Origin of the sequence: Streptomyces sp. NPDC055243 (assembly GCF_044544025.1) — a bacterium.
Taxonomy (GTDB): Bacteria; Actinomycetota; Actinomycetes; order Streptomycetales; family Streptomycetaceae; genus Streptomyces.
Genome location: NZ_JBITWR010000003.1, coordinates 71,822 through 86,408 on the forward strand (window position 1 = coordinate 71,822; position 14,587 = coordinate 86,408).

16 protein-coding genes are annotated in these 14,587 nt (G+C 70.1%); 9 read left to right on the top strand and 7 right to left on the bottom strand.

Annotation, left to right across the window (positions count from 1 at the left end; translation table 11 throughout):
- Positions 1 to 82 precede the first annotated feature (82 nt).
- Positions 83 to 832: a TetR/AcrR family transcriptional regulator gene (locus tag ACIGXX_RS10115; protein ID WP_399974506.1), complete on the top strand. Its 750-nt coding sequence runs from the start codon at positions 83 to 85 to the stop codon at positions 830 to 832.
- A gap of 246 nt (positions 833 to 1,078) precedes the next feature.
- Here ACIGXX_RS10115 and ACIGXX_RS10120 read toward each other — a convergent pair whose 3' ends face one another.
- A complete protein-coding gene (locus tag ACIGXX_RS10120) occupies positions 1,079 to 1,720 on the bottom strand; it encodes a TetR/AcrR family transcriptional regulator (RefSeq protein ID WP_399974509.1) in 642 nt (213 codons plus the stop codon).
- Between the two features lie 67 nt (positions 1,721 to 1,787).
- Between ACIGXX_RS10120 and ACIGXX_RS10125 the strand changes: the two genes are divergently transcribed.
- From ACIGXX_RS10125 to ACIGXX_RS10135, 3 genes are read left to right on the top strand one after another with little or no spacing between them, the layout of a single operon-like run.
- Positions 1,788 to 3,836, top strand: a complete 2,049-nt coding sequence (locus ACIGXX_RS10125) for a HelD family protein (protein ID WP_399974512.1) — start codon at positions 1,788 to 1,790, stop codon at positions 3,834 to 3,836.
- A gap of 56 nt (positions 3,837 to 3,892) precedes the next feature.
- On the top strand, positions 3,893 to 4,210 hold the full coding sequence (locus tag ACIGXX_RS10130) for a metalloregulator ArsR/SmtB family transcription factor (protein WP_351168439.1): 318 nt from the start codon (positions 3,893 to 3,895) through the stop codon (positions 4,208 to 4,210).
- Positions 4,207 to 5,061, top strand: coding sequence for an SRPBCC family protein (locus ACIGXX_RS10135; protein ID WP_351168441.1), 855 nt, complete (start codon positions 4,207 to 4,209; stop codon positions 5,059 to 5,061). The genes ACIGXX_RS10130 and ACIGXX_RS10135 overlap by 4 nt, the downstream gene beginning before the upstream one ends.
- A 9-nt stretch (positions 5,062 to 5,070) precedes the next feature.
- Here ACIGXX_RS10135 and ACIGXX_RS10140 read toward each other — a convergent pair whose 3' ends face one another.
- The gene (locus ACIGXX_RS10140) at positions 5,071 to 6,546 is read right to left on the bottom strand and encodes a penicillin-binding protein 2 (protein WP_351168443.1); all 1,476 of its coding nucleotides are present in this window, start codon (positions 6,544 to 6,546) and stop codon (positions 5,071 to 5,073) included.
- A 91-nt stretch (positions 6,547 to 6,637) separates the two neighbouring features.
- A complete protein-coding gene (locus ACIGXX_RS10145) occupies positions 6,638 to 7,570 on the bottom strand; it encodes an NAD(P)-dependent oxidoreductase (protein ID WP_399974517.1) in 933 nt (310 codons plus the stop codon).
- A gap of 110 nt (positions 7,571 to 7,680) precedes the next feature.
- On the opposite strand from ACIGXX_RS10145, the gene ACIGXX_RS10150 reads away from it, so the two are divergent.
- Positions 7,681 to 8,682, top strand: coding sequence for a helix-turn-helix domain-containing protein (locus tag ACIGXX_RS10150; RefSeq protein WP_351168447.1), 1,002 nt, complete (start codon positions 7,681 to 7,683; stop codon positions 8,680 to 8,682).
- 49 nt (positions 8,683 to 8,731) lie between these two features.
- Positions 8,732 to 9,193 carry a pyridoxamine 5'-phosphate oxidase family protein gene (locus tag ACIGXX_RS10155; protein WP_361467246.1) on the top strand — a complete coding sequence of 154 codons (462 nt, stop codon included), beginning with the start codon at positions 8,732 to 8,734 and terminating at the stop codon, positions 9,191 to 9,193.
- A 21-nt stretch (positions 9,194 to 9,214) separates the two neighbouring features.
- Here the strand turns inward: ACIGXX_RS10155 and ACIGXX_RS10160 are convergent, their stop codons facing one another.
- Both ACIGXX_RS10160 and ACIGXX_RS10165 read right to left on the bottom strand, forming a co-directional pair.
- Positions 9,215 to 9,631, bottom strand: a complete 417-nt coding sequence (locus ACIGXX_RS10160) for a VOC family protein (RefSeq protein WP_351168451.1) — start codon at positions 9,629 to 9,631, stop codon at positions 9,215 to 9,217.
- Positions 9,632 to 9,641: 10 nt separating this feature from the next.
- Positions 9,642 to 10,061: a helix-turn-helix transcriptional regulator gene (locus ACIGXX_RS10165; protein ID WP_351168618.1), complete on the bottom strand. Its 420-nt coding sequence runs from the start codon at positions 10,059 to 10,061 to the stop codon at positions 9,642 to 9,644.
- Positions 10,062 to 10,196: 135 nt separating this feature from the next.
- On the opposite strand from ACIGXX_RS10165, the gene ACIGXX_RS10170 reads away from it, so the two are divergent.
- The 3 genes from ACIGXX_RS10170 (at position 10,197) to ACIGXX_RS10180 (ending at position 11,744) form a co-directional block, all read left to right on the top strand.
- Positions 10,197 to 10,676 (top strand): helix-turn-helix transcriptional regulator, encoded by a 480-nt coding sequence (locus ACIGXX_RS10170; protein ID WP_351168453.1) that lies wholly within the window; start codon positions 10,197 to 10,199, stop codon positions 10,674 to 10,676.
- Between the two features lie 25 nt (positions 10,677 to 10,701).
- A complete protein-coding gene (locus ACIGXX_RS10175) occupies positions 10,702 to 11,301 on the top strand; it encodes a hypothetical protein (protein ID WP_351168455.1) in 600 nt (199 codons plus the stop codon).
- An 89-nt stretch (positions 11,302 to 11,390) separates the two neighbouring features.
- The gene (locus tag ACIGXX_RS10180; RefSeq protein ID WP_351168457.1) at positions 11,391 to 11,744 is read left to right on the top strand and encodes a DUF2516 family protein; all 354 of its coding nucleotides are present in this window, start codon (positions 11,391 to 11,393) and stop codon (positions 11,742 to 11,744) included.
- Between the two features lie 85 nt (positions 11,745 to 11,829).
- Here ACIGXX_RS10180 and ACIGXX_RS10185 read toward each other — a convergent pair whose 3' ends face one another.
- Both ACIGXX_RS10185 and ACIGXX_RS10190 read right to left on the bottom strand, forming a co-directional pair.
- A complete protein-coding gene (locus ACIGXX_RS10185; RefSeq protein WP_351168459.1) occupies positions 11,830 to 13,167 on the bottom strand; it encodes a SpoIIE family protein phosphatase in 1,338 nt (445 codons plus the stop codon).
- 342 nt (positions 13,168 to 13,509) lie between these two features.
- Positions 13,510 to 14,559 carry an NlpC/P60 family protein gene (locus ACIGXX_RS10190; RefSeq protein WP_399974525.1) on the bottom strand — a complete coding sequence of 350 codons (1,050 nt, stop codon included), beginning with the start codon at positions 14,557 to 14,559 and terminating at the stop codon, positions 13,510 to 13,512.
- Positions 14,560 to 14,587 lie beyond the last annotated feature (28 nt).

Consider the following 14,587-nt stretch of genomic DNA (forward strand, 5'->3'; position numbering starts at 1 on the left):
GCAGCTCAGGAGGAGGCAGCGGCGGATCATGGCGGCAGATGGTGATGGTGGTGGCGTGCAGGGTGAGGGCACGGGGTTGTCCGTGAGCCTTGAGACCGCCTGGGGGTTGCGGGAGCGGCCCTCGAAAGGGCCCAAGCCCGGTCTGAGCCTTGATCGCATCGTCGACGCGGGCATCGCCATCGCCGCCTCGGAGGGGATCGGCGCGGTCACCATGGGGCGGGTCGCCAAGGCGCTCGGCGTCTCGCCGATGTCCCTCTACCGGTACGTCTCCGCCCGGGACGAGCTGTACGTCCTGATGCAGGACGCGGCGACCGGGGCTCCGCCCGAGATGCCGGCCGAGGTCACGGGGTGGCGGGCGCGTCTGGAGTGGTGGGCGCGGGCCCAGCGTGAGGTCTTCCGGCGCAATCTGTGGCTCGTACGCATCCCCATCACGTCACCGCCCGCCTCGCCCCACTATCTGGAGTGGATGGAGCAGGGGCTCGCGGCGCTCGACGACTGCGGTCTGGAGGAGGGGTGGAAGCTCTCCGTGCTCATGCTGGTGGGCGGGTTCGTGCGGAACGAGGTCACGCTCATGGCCGATCTGGACGCGGCGATGAGGGCGAAGGGGCAGGAGCCGGATGAGGCGATGCGTCGGTACGCGCGCACCATCGAGGCTCTGATCTCGACCGACCCCGGACGGTTTCCGGCGCTGCGGCGGACCCTGGATGCGGGGGTCCTCGACGTCGCGGATACCGAGGACGCGGAGTTCGATTTCGGGATCGGGCGGGTGCTTGATGGCGTGGCGGTGCTGGTGGGGGATGCGGGGGGTGCGGGGGACGTGGGGGATCGGTAGAGGCCTGCGGCGCATCCGGCCGTGGGTGGGGGTCGATGGCGCGGAGCCGCTGTGCGGAGGGCGACGGGGCCGCGCCGGTATGTCCGTACTCGCTATCTCGGTCTGAGTGCCTGGTGACTTCGGCGGGGGAGTTGGTTCGTGCCGTGCTCCGTGCGGACATACCGGCACGTCCCCTCGCGTCTCGTCGCCGGGCGCGGGTGCCTGGGTCCCCCGCCGGACTCTCGTGGCCGAGGCTTGGCCCGTCCCTTACGCGTACGTCGTCAAGCCCGAACGCAGTTGCCCGAATGCCCGGTTCGACGATGCCACCGCGTCCGGCCATACCGCCTTCGCGGTCTCGCCCGCGTCGATCCTGCGCCAGTTCTCCAGGGCGAGGATGCGTTGTACGGCGATGATCTGGCCTGCGGCCAGGCGTGCGGCGAGTGTGTTGGTGTTGGTCGCTTTGCCCAGTGCCTCGCCCAGTGATGCCTCCGATCGCTCCTGGTACGCGTACAGGCGTGCCACCAGCGATGGCGTTCCGTACAGGAGGCGGTGGAAGGCGAGTACGTGGACGTTGTCGCACAGGCCCGTCACCGGGTCCTGGCGTTCCAGGCCGTCGAGGAAGTTGCGCTGGAGGGCGTCCAGGGGGGTGCGTTTTGCGGGGCGTGTGGAGACTACCCGGGCCGCCTCGTCCACGTGGTCCGCGAAGCGGTGGAGTACGAGGTCCTCCTTGGTCGGGAAGTACCGGAACAGGGTCGGCTTCGAGATGTCGGCGGCCGCCGCCACCTCTGCCACCGGGACCTTCTCGAAGCCCTTCTCCAGGAAGAGCGCGATCGCGATGTCGGAGACCGCCTCGTACATCCGTTGCCTCTTGCGCTCGCGCAGGCCTGGGCCGTTCGCTTCGTCCGTCATGGCGGGAGCCTATCGCACGGGTGATACTCGGTAATAAATTTAACTCGGTTACATTATTCTGGGTCGTATGACGCCACTCGATCGAGCTCTGGATGAAGAACGCCGCTATCACGACAGCTGTCGTGCCGCCCTCGTCGGCATGGTCGAGGGGGCAGAGGAGCAAGTCGTCAGGGGATCGGACGTCTCGGCGTCCGGTGCCGATGCCGAAGTCCTCGGTTATCAGTTCCGCAGTCATGCCAAAGCGATGCGTGAGCTGCCTGAAGCGCCTCTGTTCTTCGGTCGGCTCGACTTCGCCGACGATGGGGTGGAAGCCGGTGATCACCGTGGGCAGAGCTATCACATCGGCCGCCTTCGGATCACTGAGCAGCCATCGGCCCCGCCTCTGGTCGTGGACTGGCGTGCCCCTGTGTCCCGCGCCTTCTACCAGGCCGGATCCCGCGACTCCCAAGGCGTCGCCGTGCGTCGCCGCTTCGGCTGGGCGCCCGGCAGCAAGGGGGCGTCCGCCGATCTCACCGGGCTGGAGGACGAGCCGTTGGCCGGCGAGGCGGCCGTGGCGCCCGCCGGCGGCAGTCGCATCCTCGCCGGGGAGATCGAGCGGCCCCGCGTCGGCCCCATGCGGGACATCGCCGCCACCATCCAGCCCGAGCAGGACGACCTCGTCCGTGGTGAACTCGCCGCCTCCGTGTGTGTTCAGGGCGCCCCCGGCACCGGCAAGACCGCTGTTGGGCTGCACCGTGCCGCCTATCTTCTGTACACCCACCCGCAGCGCGTGCAGCGCGCCGGGCTTCTGATCCTCGGGCCCAACCGCACCTTCCTGCGCTACATCGCCGAGGTGCTTCCCTCGCTCGGCGAGACCGGCGTGCGTCAGTCCACCGTGGGGGACGAGATCGCCAGGGCCACCGCCCCCGTGCGGGCCCAGGACAGTGTTGTTGCGGCGGGGGTGAAGCATGATGCCCGGATGGCCGTCGTCCTGCGGCGCGCTCTCTACTCGCGTGTCGCCGTGCCCACCAACTCCATTGCGGTGCCCGACGGTTCGTACACCTGGCGGGTCTCGCTCGACGAACTGGAGCGGATCGTCGCGGACGTGCGGGCGGAGGAACCTCCGTACGACGTCGGGCGCGAGCGGGTGCGTACGCGTGCCGTTCGGCACATCCAGGAGCAGGCCGAGCGTCGCGCGGGCGCCGTGAACAACGCCTGGCTGCAGAAGATCTCCCGGGCCCGTTCCGTCTCCGCCTTCGTCGACGAGGCCTGGCCGCGGGTCAGGCCGGAGGAGGTGCTCGCCGCCCTGCTCGGGGACGCGGATGCGCTGGCCGCTGCCGCGGACGGCGTTCTCGACGCCGATGAGCAGCGGGCCGTCCGGTGGGGGAAGCCGCCGCGCTCGTACAAGTCGGCCAAGTGGTCCGCCGCCGATCTCGTCCTGCTCGACGAGATCGCCGGGCTGCTCGAACGGCCGGAGGGGTATGGGCACATCGTCGTCGACGAGGCCCAGGACCTCTCCCCGATGGAGGCCCGTGTGATCGCCCGCCGCGCGGACTTCGGCTCGCTCACCGTCCTCGGCGACCTCGCCCAGGGCACCACCCCGTGGGCCGCCCGCGGCTGGCCCGAACTGCTCGGGCATCTGGGGAAACCCGATGCGTCGGTCACGCCGTTGACCGTCGGGTTCCGTGTTCCGAAGGCGGTCGTGGGGCTCGCCAACCGTGTCCTCGCCTCGCTCGACGTCGACGTACCGCCCGCTCGGTCGCTGCGTACGGACGGTGAGTTGAGGATTCGCCAGGTGCCGGACGTGGGTGCCGCGACCGTGGAAGCGGTGCGTGCCGCGCTCCTTCGTGAGGGCTCGGTCGGTGTCATCGCCGCCGATGCCGATGTCGACCTGCTGCGCGAGGTCCTCGGCGTGGGGGGCGTCGAGTGCGCGGGGCCGGACGATCTGGGTGCGCGGGTGACGGTGCTGCCCGCGTCCATGGCGAAGGGTCTGGAGTACGACCATGTCGTGGCCGTCGAGCCCGCCGCCATCGTGGAGGCGGAGAGCCGCGGGGCGCACCGGCTGTACGTGGTCCTGACCAGGGCGGTCTCCCGGCTGGATGTGCTGCACAGCAGGGCGTTGCCGTGGGAGGTGTGAGGCGCCGGCTTGTGCATGCCGTTGTGGTTATATAGCCACGGAGGTATGTTCGTTGCATGCCCATACCGTTCGATGTCCTGGCCGAGCCGAGCCGCCGGAAGATCCTCGATCTGCTCCTTGAGCGGCCCCATCTGGTCGGCGAGCTCACCGAGCGGCTCGGTCTGAGCCAGCCCGGCACGTCCAAGCATCTGCGGGTCCTGCGCGACGCGGGGCTCGTGCGGGTGCGGCAGGACGCGCAGCGCCGCTGGTACGAACTGCGGCCCGAGCCCCTCGCCGAGCTCGACGCGTGGCTCGCGCACTACCGGCACCTCTGGACGGGCAGGATCGACGCACTCGAACGGCACCTCGACGTCATGGACGGTGACTCCTCATGAATCCGCACACCGACACCCTCATCCCCGCGGACGGCGGCCGGAACGTCCTGCGGATGGAGCGCCGCCTCGCGCACCCGCCCGCCAAGGTCTGGGCCGCGATCACGCAGCCCGAGCATCTCGCCCAGTGGTTCCCCTCCGAGGTGACGGTGGAGCTGCGGCCCGGCGGCGCGATGGGCTTCCACTTCCCCGGTGACGAGGGGCCCGGCATGACCGGCGAGGTCACCGATGCCGACGAGCCGCGTCTCTTCGCCTTCAGCTGGGGTGACGACCATCTGCGCTGGGAGATCACCCCGGACGGTCCTGACGGGGCAGGGTCGCTGCTCACCCTCGTCCACACCTTCGGCGACCGCTTCGGCGCCCCGAGCTTCGCCGCCGGCTGGCAGCTGTGCATCTCGGCGCTCGGCCAGTTCCTCGACGGCGGGCAGGCCGAGGTGAGCCGGGACGCGGGCGAGCTGCACGAGGCGTATCTGGAGCAGTTCGACCTGGGGCACGGGCAGGTGACCGACGACGGCATCCGTTTCGAGCGGCAGCTGGTACGGTCCGCGGACGCCGTGTGGGCCGAACTGTGTGCGGGGGAGGTGCCGTTGGAGGGTGACACCGCGCCCGACGGGTTCCTCGCGGACGGCGTCTCGGCGGGGCCCGTCACCGCGCTGCGGGCCCCGGATTCACTGACGTACGCCGTGCATCCCAAGGGCGAGGTGCGCTGGGAGTTCGGTGAGGGGACGGGCTATGGGACTCGGCTCGTCCTGACGCAGACCGGTCCCTTCGACGGCGCGGACGCCACGGACGAGGCGCTCGCCGCCTGGCACGCCCGCATCGAGCGGCTGGCGGGGCAGCTCCTGGAGGGCTGACGGGACGGCTCAGTCGTTCAGGACGGCTTCCATGACCGCCTTCGCGATCGGCGCCCCGAGCTTGCCGCCCGCGATCTCCGAGCGCGGGATGTCCATGTCCTTCGGGTCGACGAACACGGCGACCGCGACGGGCGAGGAGCCGTCGTCCTGCTTGGCGTACGAGACGAACCAGGCGTACGGCCGCTCGTCGTTGACGTTCGAGCCGTGCTGGGCGGTGCCCGTCTTGCCGCCGACCGTGACGCCGTCGATCCGCGCCTTGTTCGCCGTGCCCTCCTCGACGGTGTGCTCCATCATCTCCTGCACCTTGCCCGCGGTGTCCTCGGAGACGGCCTGGCTGAGCTCCTGCGGCTTGCCCTTCTCGATCGTCGAGAGGTCGGGGCCGCGCAGCTCCTCGACCATGTACGGCTTCATCAGTTTGCCGTCGTTGGCCAGGCCCGCGGCGACCATCGCCATCTGTAGCGGCGTGCTGGTCAGGCTGCCCTGGCCCATGCCGGTCAGGGCGGTCTGCGGCTTGTCGAGGTCGTCCGGGTAGCTGCTCGCGGAGGAGCGCACGGGGATGAACTGCTGCTTGTTGAAGCCGAACTTCTCCGCCGTCTCGCGCATGTCGTCGTCGCCGACCTTGAGAGCGGTGTCGAGGAAGACGTTGTTGCACGACCACTGCATGCCGACCTTCAGCGAGGCCTTGTCGCAGGGGGCGCCCGGCACGTCGTTGCCGATCGTGGTGGAGCTGAGCGGCAGTTTGTAGGGGGCCTTGGCGCCGGTCTTCTCGTCGATGTCGTCGATCACGCCGTGCTCCAGGGCCGCCGCCGCCGTGAGGATCTTGAAGGTGGAGCCGGGGGGATAGATCTCGCGGAGCGCGCGGTTGGAGAGGGGCTTGTCCTTGTTCTTGCTGAGCCGCGTGAACTCCTTGCCCTCCTTCTGCGAGATCCCCGCGAAGACGGAGGGGTCGTACGAGGGGGTGCTCGCCATGGCGAGGACCTTCCCGGAGCGCGGGTCGAGCGCGACGACCGCGCCCCGGGCGTTGAGGTCCACCAGGCCCTGGTAGGCCGCCTTTTGGGCCTTGGGGTTGATGGTCGTGATGACGTCGCCGCCCTGGCGCTTCTCGCCGGTCAGCATGTCCAGGGTGCGGCGGATGAAGAGGCGGTCGTCGTCGCCGCTGAGCACGTCGTTCTCGACGCCCTCCAGGAAGGTCGCGCCCTGGGCCTGCGAGAAGTAGCCGGTGATCGGCGCGTACATGGGGCCGCTCTTGAAGACCCGCTGGTACTTGAAGTCCGTCCCCTTGACTTCCTTGGAGCCGGTGATCGGCTTGCCGCCGACGATGATGTCGCCACGGGGGTGCGAGAAGGCCTCGATCTGGACGCGCCGGTTCTTCTCGTGCTTCGCCAGGGACTCGCCCTCGGCGAACTGCACCCAGGTCGCGCGCAGCAGCAGGGCGAGCGTGAGCACGCCGCAGAAGACGGCTATGTGGCGCAGCGGCTTGTTCATACGCTCCCCCCAAGACCCATGAAACCAGGACGTGATGAATCTTCATCATGCGCCAGACCGCACGGTTCTCCGCCCCATTGTTGCCGAATGGTCACACTCGCATGCTGTCCCGTCCGCCCCCTCGGAGAACCTCGATCACGCTCGCATAGCTGTCGGAGCCGTGCCCGGCGGCGCTCGTCCGCTCCATGGTGGCCTTCAGGAGTTCCGGCAGCGCGTTGTCCACACCGCGGTCGGCCGCCGCGTGGATGAGGTGTCCGATCGCCGTGATCTGTACGTCGACGGTGGCGTCGTCGCCCGGATAGCGCCCGGCGTCCACCTGGGGCGCGTAGGCCGCCATGAATCCGGCGACCGCGTGCGTCATCCAGCGGATGGCCACGGGCGTGAAGTCGGCCGCCTTGGTCGCGTCCGCGCCGACCAGGGCCGTGCCGTGCAGCCAGCCGGTGAACGTGGACCACATCAGGCCGAGCAGGGCCACGTCGTAGAGCGAGGCGCGGCCGGGCTCCGCGCCCAGGTAGAGCGGATCGCCCAGCACGGCGAGGGTGGTGCGGTGCGCCTCGAAGACCTCGGCCGAGCCGCTGTAGAGGAACATCATCTCCGGGTTACCGACCCCCGGCGGCGTGGTCATGATCGCCCCGTCGAGATAACCGAGCCCCAGGGGAGCCGCCCACGCCGCCGCCTCGTCGGCCTGCTCCGGGGAGCTGGAGGTGAGGTTGACCAGGGCCTTTCCGGTGAGGGATGCGGCGACGGGGTCCAGGACCGCGTGCAGGGCGTCGTGGTCCAGGACGCAGGCGATGATCAACGGGCTTGCGGCGACGGCCTCTTCGGGGGTCGCGGCGAGGCGGGCGCCCCGGTCGACGAGGGGCTTGGCCTTGGCGGCGGAACGGTTCCAGACGGTGGTGGGGTGGCCGTTCTCCAGGAGGGTGGCGGCGAGGGCGGCGCCCATGTTGCCCAGGCCGATGACGGTGACGGGGGTCTTCGCCGTGGTGGAGGTGTTCTCTGCGCTGACGGTGTTCTCTGCGTTCATGGGGACCACGCTCGCAGCGCGCCGCGGCCCCGGACAGTGACAGGGGTGACGGCGCCCACCAAATTCCTGCCACGCCCCGCCGGGCCTCCGCGGCGGCCTAGTCTCCCCGTATGAGCGCTGGTTCCGTGGCCTTGGTCGTGACCGAGGAGATAGCGATCCCCTCGTGGGATCTGTACGAGCTGAGCATCCCCTGCACGGTGTTCGGGAAGCCGCAGCCGGATCTGTCGGACCACTGGTACGACTTCCGGCTGTGCAGCGCGTACGAGGGTGAGGGCTCGGCGGGCTCCGCCTTCGGCCTGACCGTGCGTACGCCGCACGGCCTGGACGACATCGTCGGGGCGGACACGGTCATCGTCACGTCCGTGCCGGACGCCTGCGTGGAGGAGGGCCGCCCGCTGCCGGACGGCCTGGCCCCGGCGCTGCGCCGCGCGTACGACGAGGGGGCCCGCATGGTCTCCCTGTGCACCGGCGCCTTCGCGCTGGCCGACGCGGGGCTGCTCGACGGCCGCCGGGCCACCGCGCACTGGATGCACACCGCCCAGCTCGCCCGGCGCTACCCGAAGGTGGAGGTCGACGACTCCGTCCTGTACGTGGACGACGGCGACGTACTGACCAGCGCGGGCGTGAGCGCGGGCCTCGACCTGTGCCTGCATCTGGTCCGCCGCGACCTGGGCGCGCACGTCGCCAACCAGCTGGCCCGCCGCATGGTCGTACCCGCCCACCGCCCTGGCGGCCAGGCCCAGTTCATCGACCTCTCGGTCCCCGCGACGGACGACGAGGGTCTTGGCCCCGTACTCGACTGGGCGCGCGCCCGCCTCGACCGGCCCCTGACGGTCGACGACCTGGCCCGCCGCGCCGCGATGAGCCCGCGCACCCTCTACCGGCGGCTCCAGGCGGCCACCGGCACGACCCCGCTCCAGTGGCTGCTCAACCAGCGCCTGGCCCGCGCCCAGAGCCTGCTCGAATCGACGGCCGCCCCGATCGACAAGATCGCCGAGCTGAGCGGCCTCGGCACGGCGAACAACCTCCGGCACCACTTCCTCAAGCAGGTGGGGGTGTCACCGGGGGACTACCGGCGGGCGTTCGGGGCCGGCGTCGGTCCTCGGGCGTAGGACCAGCGCCCCATGTGCGTCGCGAGGGCGCTGATTAGGGTCGACGTCCATGCGGAACACCGAGATCGTTCGACGTGGGGGCCCGGAGCGCAGGCGCGAGACGCTGGAGCGCCTCGACCGGGAGCGGGACATCTGGCTGTCGACGGCTCATCCGGAGCACGGCCCGCACCAAGTGCCCCTGTGGTTCCGCTGGGACGGCCTCGCGCTGTGGATGTGCACCGGCGCGAACTCCGCGACGGCCCGCAACGCCCGGCGGGAGCCACGGGTGCGCCTCGCGCTGCCTGACACCTTTGACGTGGTGCTCGTGCAGGGCGAGGCCCGGTGCTTCCCGGCCCGTGACGTCCCGCGGGACGCCGCGGACGGGTTCACCGACAAGTTCGGCTGGGACCCGCGCAAGGAGGAGGGCCCCTTCCTGTATCTGCGCGTGACACCGCGAACGGTGCGGGCCTGGCGCGGCGAGCACGAGCTGAGCGGCAGGGTCCTGATGCGGGAGGGGGAGTGGGTGGTGTAGCCGCCCCCGCTCCTCTTCCCGTTACTCCTTGCGCGGCTGGTTGAGCCGGAGCATGTTCCCGGACGGGTCGCGGAAGGCGCAGTCGCGGACGCCGTACGGCTGGTCCATCGGCTCCTGGAGCACTTCGCCGCCCGCGGCGCGGATCTTCTCGAAGGCGGCGTCGACGTCGGTGGTGCGGAAGATGACGCCCCGCAGCATGCCCTTGGCCATCAGCTCGGCCACGGCCTGCCGGTCGGCGGCCGACGCGTTCGGGTCGGCGAGCGGGGGCTCGAGGACGATCTCCACGTCCGGCTGCGAGGGCGAGGCGACGGTCACCCAGCGCATGCCTTCGTAGCCGACGTCGTTGCGCACTTCGAGACCGAGCGCGTCGCGGTAGAAGGCGAGCGCCTTGTCGTGGTCGTCGACGGCGATGAAACACTGTGCGAGGTTGATTTCCATGCGTACGACGCTACGTACCGGCGTCGGGTTTCGCTTCTCCGTTCCTGACCGGCCTGGTGTAGATCTTGGCGACGCAGGCCGGGATGACGGCACTGTCCTTGTGGTCGCGGGCCCGGTACGCGCTCGGGCTCTCGCCGACCAGCTCGGTGAACCGCGAGCTGAAGGAGCCGAGCGACGTACAGCCGACCTCCATGCAGACGTCCGTCACCGACAGGTCGCCGCGCCGCAGCAGCGCCTTGGCCCGCTCGATCCGGCGGGTCATGAGATAGCTGTACGGCGTCTCGCCGTAGGCGGCGCGGAAGCTGCGCGAGAAGTGTCCCGGCGACATGAGGGCGGCCCGCGCGAGCGCGGGGACGTCCAGGGGCTCCGCGTAGTCCCGGTCCATGCGGTCACGGGCGCGGCGCAGCCGGACGAGGTCGTCTAGAGACACTGGCACACGAGGAACGTTACCGACCGGCCGCGAACGCGGCGCGTCCAGTGGTGTGTTGAGGCCCGTCCAGTGGCGTAGCGCACTTTTGCAAGCAGGCGCTTGCAATAGTTAGCAAGGGCCAGGCAGTATCGAGGCATGGCATCACTCAACGTCGGCAATCTCGGTGAGTATCTGCGCGAGCAGCGGCGCAACGCGCAGCTCTCGCTCAGGCAGCTCGCCGACGCCGCCGGGGTGTCCAATCCGTATCTGAGCCAGATCGAGCGCGGCCTGCGCAAGCCGAGCGCCGAAGTGCTGCAACAGGTGGCCAAGGCGCTGCGGATCTCCGCCGAGACGCTGTATGTCCGGGCCGGGATCCTCGACGAGAAGGAGCGGGACGAGCTGGAGACGCGCGCCGTCATCCTCGCCGACCCCTCCATCAACGAGCGGCAGAAGCAGGTTCTGTTGCAGATCTACGAGTCGTTCAGAAAAGAGAACGGCTTCGAGGTTTCGGGGTACGCGGATGACGCGTCGTACGCCGACGAAGCCTCGTACGCGGCCGATGTGGACGCCACCGCTGACGGCCCCCGCACGGCCGACGGCAGTGATGCCGACCCCAAGGACCATCCCTCAAGCTGAACGCGAATCCGGGAGGACCATCACCATGGCCATCAAGGACGACCTGCGCAACACCCTCACCGACACGACCCCCGCCTACTTCGTCGTCGGCACCGCCGACCTGGCGTTCCAGCAGGCGAAGAAGGTGCCGGGCGCCATCGAGCAGCTGATCGCCGAGGCGCCGGCCCGGATCGACGCCGTGCGCAACACCGACACGAAGGCCGTCCAGGACAAGGCCGTCGCCCGCGCCAAGGAGGCGCAGGAGACGATCCAGACCAAGGTCGCCGATCTGCTCGGCACGCTGGACACGGACCTGAAGAAGCTCGGCGAGAGCGCTCAGGGCCTGGCCCTCAGCTCGGTCGGCGTCGCCGCCGAGTACGCCGTGAAGGCGCGCGAGAAGTACGAAGAGGTCGCCGAGCACGGCGAGCAGGCCGTGCGCACCTGGCGCGGCGAGGCCGCCGAGGAGATCACCGAGCTGGCCGTGGCCGTCGAGCCGGACGCCGAGGAGAAGCCGGCGACGGCCGACTCGGGCACGTCGGACTCCTCCGAGCCGCAGGCCGCTGCCTCGGCGAAGAAGCCCGCCGCCAAGAAGGCCCCGGCCGCCCGCAAGCCGGCGGCGAAGAAGACCACGCCGTCCACGAAGTAACCCGTGGGGAAGGGCCGGGCACTCCAGAAGTGCCCGGCCCGTTCTCCGGGTAGCGGGTACGGTGTCCGCGTACTCAAGAGCCGAGACTGGTGGTGGACGTAGTGCTGATGCAGGGGTTCGCGAACTTCATGTGGCTGCTGTCGTTGGCGCTGATCGTCTTCAGCGGCTTCGCGCTCGTCGACGCGGCCATCCGGCGTGAGGACGCCTATCGCGCCGCCGACAAGAAGACCAAGCCGTTCTGGCTGATCATCCTCGGGCTCGCCTTCATCGTGAACCTGATCTTCAACATCCTGTCGTTCCTGCCGATCATCGGGCTCATCGCGACCATCGTCTACATGGTCGACGTGCGGCCCGCGCTGCGGCAGATCACCGGTGGTGGCGGCGGACGCCGCGGCGGCTCCAGCAGCGACGGTCCGTACGGGCCGTACAACGGCGGCCGTTAGCCGCCCGTAGCCGCCCGCGCCCGGCCGCTAGCCGCTGCCGTGCCCCGTCAGGGGCGCGGACTCGTCACCGCGGCTCCGGTGAACGCTAGCGGTCGCGGTCCAGCAGCAGCACGGCGACATCATCGGTCAGGTCGCCGCCGTTCAGCTCGCGCACCTCGTTCACCGCGGCCTCAAGGAGTTCGTCGCCCCGCAGGCCCGCGGCGATCTGGCGGCGCACCATCTCCACCATGCCCTCCTGGCCGAGGCGCTGGTTGCCCTGGCCGATGCGGCCCTCGATCAGGCCGTCCGTGTAGAGCATCAGGCTCCACTTGCCGCCGAGCTCCACCTGGCGGCGCGGCCAGCGTGCGTTCGGCAGGAGTCCGAGCGCCGGGCCGTTGTTCTCGTACGGCAGCAGCTCGGCGAGGTGGCCGTCGCGGGCGATCAGCGGGGACGGGTGACCGGCCAGGCAGAGCCCGGCCCTGCGGCCGTCCGGGGCGATGTCGACCGTGCAGAGCGTCGCGAAGATCTCGTCGTCGGCCCGCTCGTGCTCCAGGACCTTCTGAAGGGTGCTGAGCAGCTCGTCGCCGCACAGGCCCGCGAAGGTCAGCGTCCGCCAGGCGATGCGCAGCTCCACGCCGAGCGCGGCCTCGTCCGGGCCGTGGCCGCAGACGTCGCCGATCATGACGTGCACGGAGCCGTCGGGGGTGCGCACCGTGTCGTAGAAGTCGCCGCCGAGCAGTGCCCGTGAACGTCCCGGGCGGTAGCGCGCGGCGAACCGCAGCGGGGAGCCGTCGAGCAGCGGCGTCGGCAGCAGGCCGCGCTCCAGGCGGGCGTTCTCCTGGGCCCGCAGCCGTGACTCCGTCAGCTGGCGCTGGGCGGCGTCCGCGCGCTTGCGCTCCACGGCGTACCGGATGGCGCGGCTCAGGAGCCGTCCGTCCAGCTCGTCACGGAAGAGATAGTCCTGGGCGCCGACCCGCACGGCCTCCGCGCCGCCCTCGGTGTCGCCGCTCGCGGTGAGCGCGAGGACGGCGTGCCGGGGCGCGAGGCGCAGGACGTGCTTGAGCGTGGCGAGCTCGTCCTCGTCCTCGTCGGGCGCCGCGGGGCCCGACATGGCGAGGTCGAGCAGGATGCAGTGCACGTCGTCGGTGAGCAGCCGCTCGGCCTCGGTGAGGTTGCGGGCGGTGCGGACCTTGATGGGCTTGCCCGCGGAGTCGAGCATCTGGGGGACGCTGAGGGAACCCACCGGGTCGTCCTCGATCACCAGGAGGCTGAGGCCGGGGCCGCTCGCCTGCTGGTCCATGTCCCTCGACGTCGGTACGGGCCCCACGGGTGCGGGGACGGGTTCGGGCGCCGGCACAGGTGCGGGCATCGGCGTCGGCAGAGCGTGAGCCTGACCGCCTTCCGCGGCCGGGATCGCCCTCTGCCGCGGTATGGGTACGGGCATGGCTTGGGTTCCTTCCCTCCCCCCGAGGGCATGGTGGATCGACGGTCGAACGCTCCACCGACGGGGACCATAGCGTTAGCCGAGGCTCGATTGGAATGGCGCGCGGCAAACAGCCACCGTCATATGCCGCATCAAGGACCGCAATTGGGCACGACAGGTCCCCACCGGGATGACGAACATCACGCCTGAGGGGTTGAGAGACGGGCCGAGGGGTGCGGTGGGTCACATGACGCACGGCACAGGCAGGGCACAGGCACGGCCCAGGCACAGCTCAGGAACCGCACAGGGGCCGCACCGACACGGCACGGGCTCCGTGGGGGCGCCGCACGACTACGTGCACGACTACTTGTCGGGCCGCACGACCCCGAGAATCTTCATCGACCCCGCGCCCGCGACGGTGACGTCCCGCCCCGGCCGGGGCGCGTGCACGATCGCGCCGTCGCCCACGTACATCCCGACATGGCTGGCGTCCGCGTGATAAATGATCAGGTCACCGGGGCGCATGTTCTTGACGTCGATGCGGGGCAGCTGCTTCCACTGCTCCTGCGACGTACGCGGGATTCCCTTGCCCGCGGCGGCCCAGGCCTTGGACGTGAGGCCGGAGCAGTCGTACGACGACGGGCCCTCGGCGCCCCACACGTACGGCTTGCCGATCTGCGCGGTGGCGAACTCGACGGCCTTCTTGCCCGATCCGGTCGCCTTGCCCTTGATGTCCTTCAGGACGCCCGAACTCACCCACGCCGACTGCTTCTTGAGCTGGGCCTCCTCCTCGAGCTTCCGGAGCCGCTCCAACTCCTTCTTCTCGAGCTTGGACTCCATCTCCTCGGCGGCCGAGATCTTCTTCTTGATCTTCTTCTTCGACTCGGCCTTCGCCTTGCGGTTGGCCTCGAGCTTCTTCCACTGGGCGGTGGCGTCCTTGGCGTAGATCCGCAGGTCTTCCTGCGTCCGCTCCATCTCGGTCATCATGCCCTTGGTGGCCTTGTGGCCCTCCCGGATGCGCCCGGCGCCGTCCAGGAACTCCTGCGGGTCGTCGCTGAGCATCAACTGGGCCTCGGAGGAGACCCCGCCGCTGCGGTACTGGGCGCGGGCGGCGGCGCCCGCGCGGGACTTGAGCTTGTCCAGCTTCTGCTGGCCCTTGGTGATGGAGCGGGCGAGCTTCACGATCTGCTTGGACTGCTTCTCGCTCTTCTCCTCCGCCGCGTTGTACGCGTCCGTGGCGACGCCCGCGTCGTGGTAGAGCTTCTCGATCTCTTTGCGCACGTCCTCAAGGGACTTGGTCTTGCCGGGCGTTGGCTTCGCCGGACTCGCGTAGGCCGCGCCGGGTGCGCTCAGCACCGCTGCCGCGCAGATCAGCGCCAGGCCAGCCACAGTCGAACTCCGCTTGCCGGTCACGTCCGCCTCCCCCAAAGCTGATTTACCG

Coding starts and splice junctions, on each gene's coding strand:
- ACIGXX_RS10130 (WP_351168439.1), top strand. CDS start 3,893: ATGCCCATACCGTTCGATGTCCTGGCCGAGCCGAGCCGCCGGAAGATC.
- ACIGXX_RS10145 (WP_399974517.1), bottom strand. CDS start 7,570: ATGAACGCAGAGAACACCGTCAGCGCAGAGAACACCTCCACCACGGCG.
- ACIGXX_RS10155 (WP_361467246.1), top strand. CDS start 8,732: ATGCGGAACACCGAGATCGTTCGACGTGGGGGCCCGGAGCGCAGGCGC.
- ACIGXX_RS10185 (WP_351168459.1), bottom strand. CDS start 13,167: ATGCCCGTACCCATACCGCGGCAGAGGGCGATCCCGGCCGCGGAAGGC.
- ACIGXX_RS10150 (WP_351168447.1), top strand. CDS start 7,681: ATGAGCGCTGGTTCCGTGGCCTTGGTCGTGACCGAGGAGATAGCGATC.
- ACIGXX_RS10120 (WP_399974509.1), bottom strand. CDS start 1,720: ATGACGGACGAAGCGAACGGCCCAGGCCTGCGCGAGCGCAAGAGGCAA.
- ACIGXX_RS10125 (WP_399974512.1), top strand. CDS start 1,788: ATGACGCCACTCGATCGAGCTCTGGATGAAGAACGCCGCTATCACGAC.
- ACIGXX_RS10140 (WP_351168443.1), bottom strand. CDS start 6,546: ATGAACAAGCCGCTGCGCCACATAGCCGTCTTCTGCGGCGTGCTCACG.
- ACIGXX_RS10160 (WP_351168451.1), bottom strand. CDS start 9,631: ATGGAAATCAACCTCGCACAGTGTTTCATCGCCGTCGACGACCACGAC.
- ACIGXX_RS10170 (WP_351168453.1), top strand. CDS start 10,197: ATGGCATCACTCAACGTCGGCAATCTCGGTGAGTATCTGCGCGAGCAG.
- ACIGXX_RS10135 (WP_351168441.1), top strand. CDS start 4,207: ATGAATCCGCACACCGACACCCTCATCCCCGCGGACGGCGGCCGGAAC.
- ACIGXX_RS10175 (WP_351168455.1), top strand. CDS start 10,702: ATGGCCATCAAGGACGACCTGCGCAACACCCTCACCGACACGACCCCC.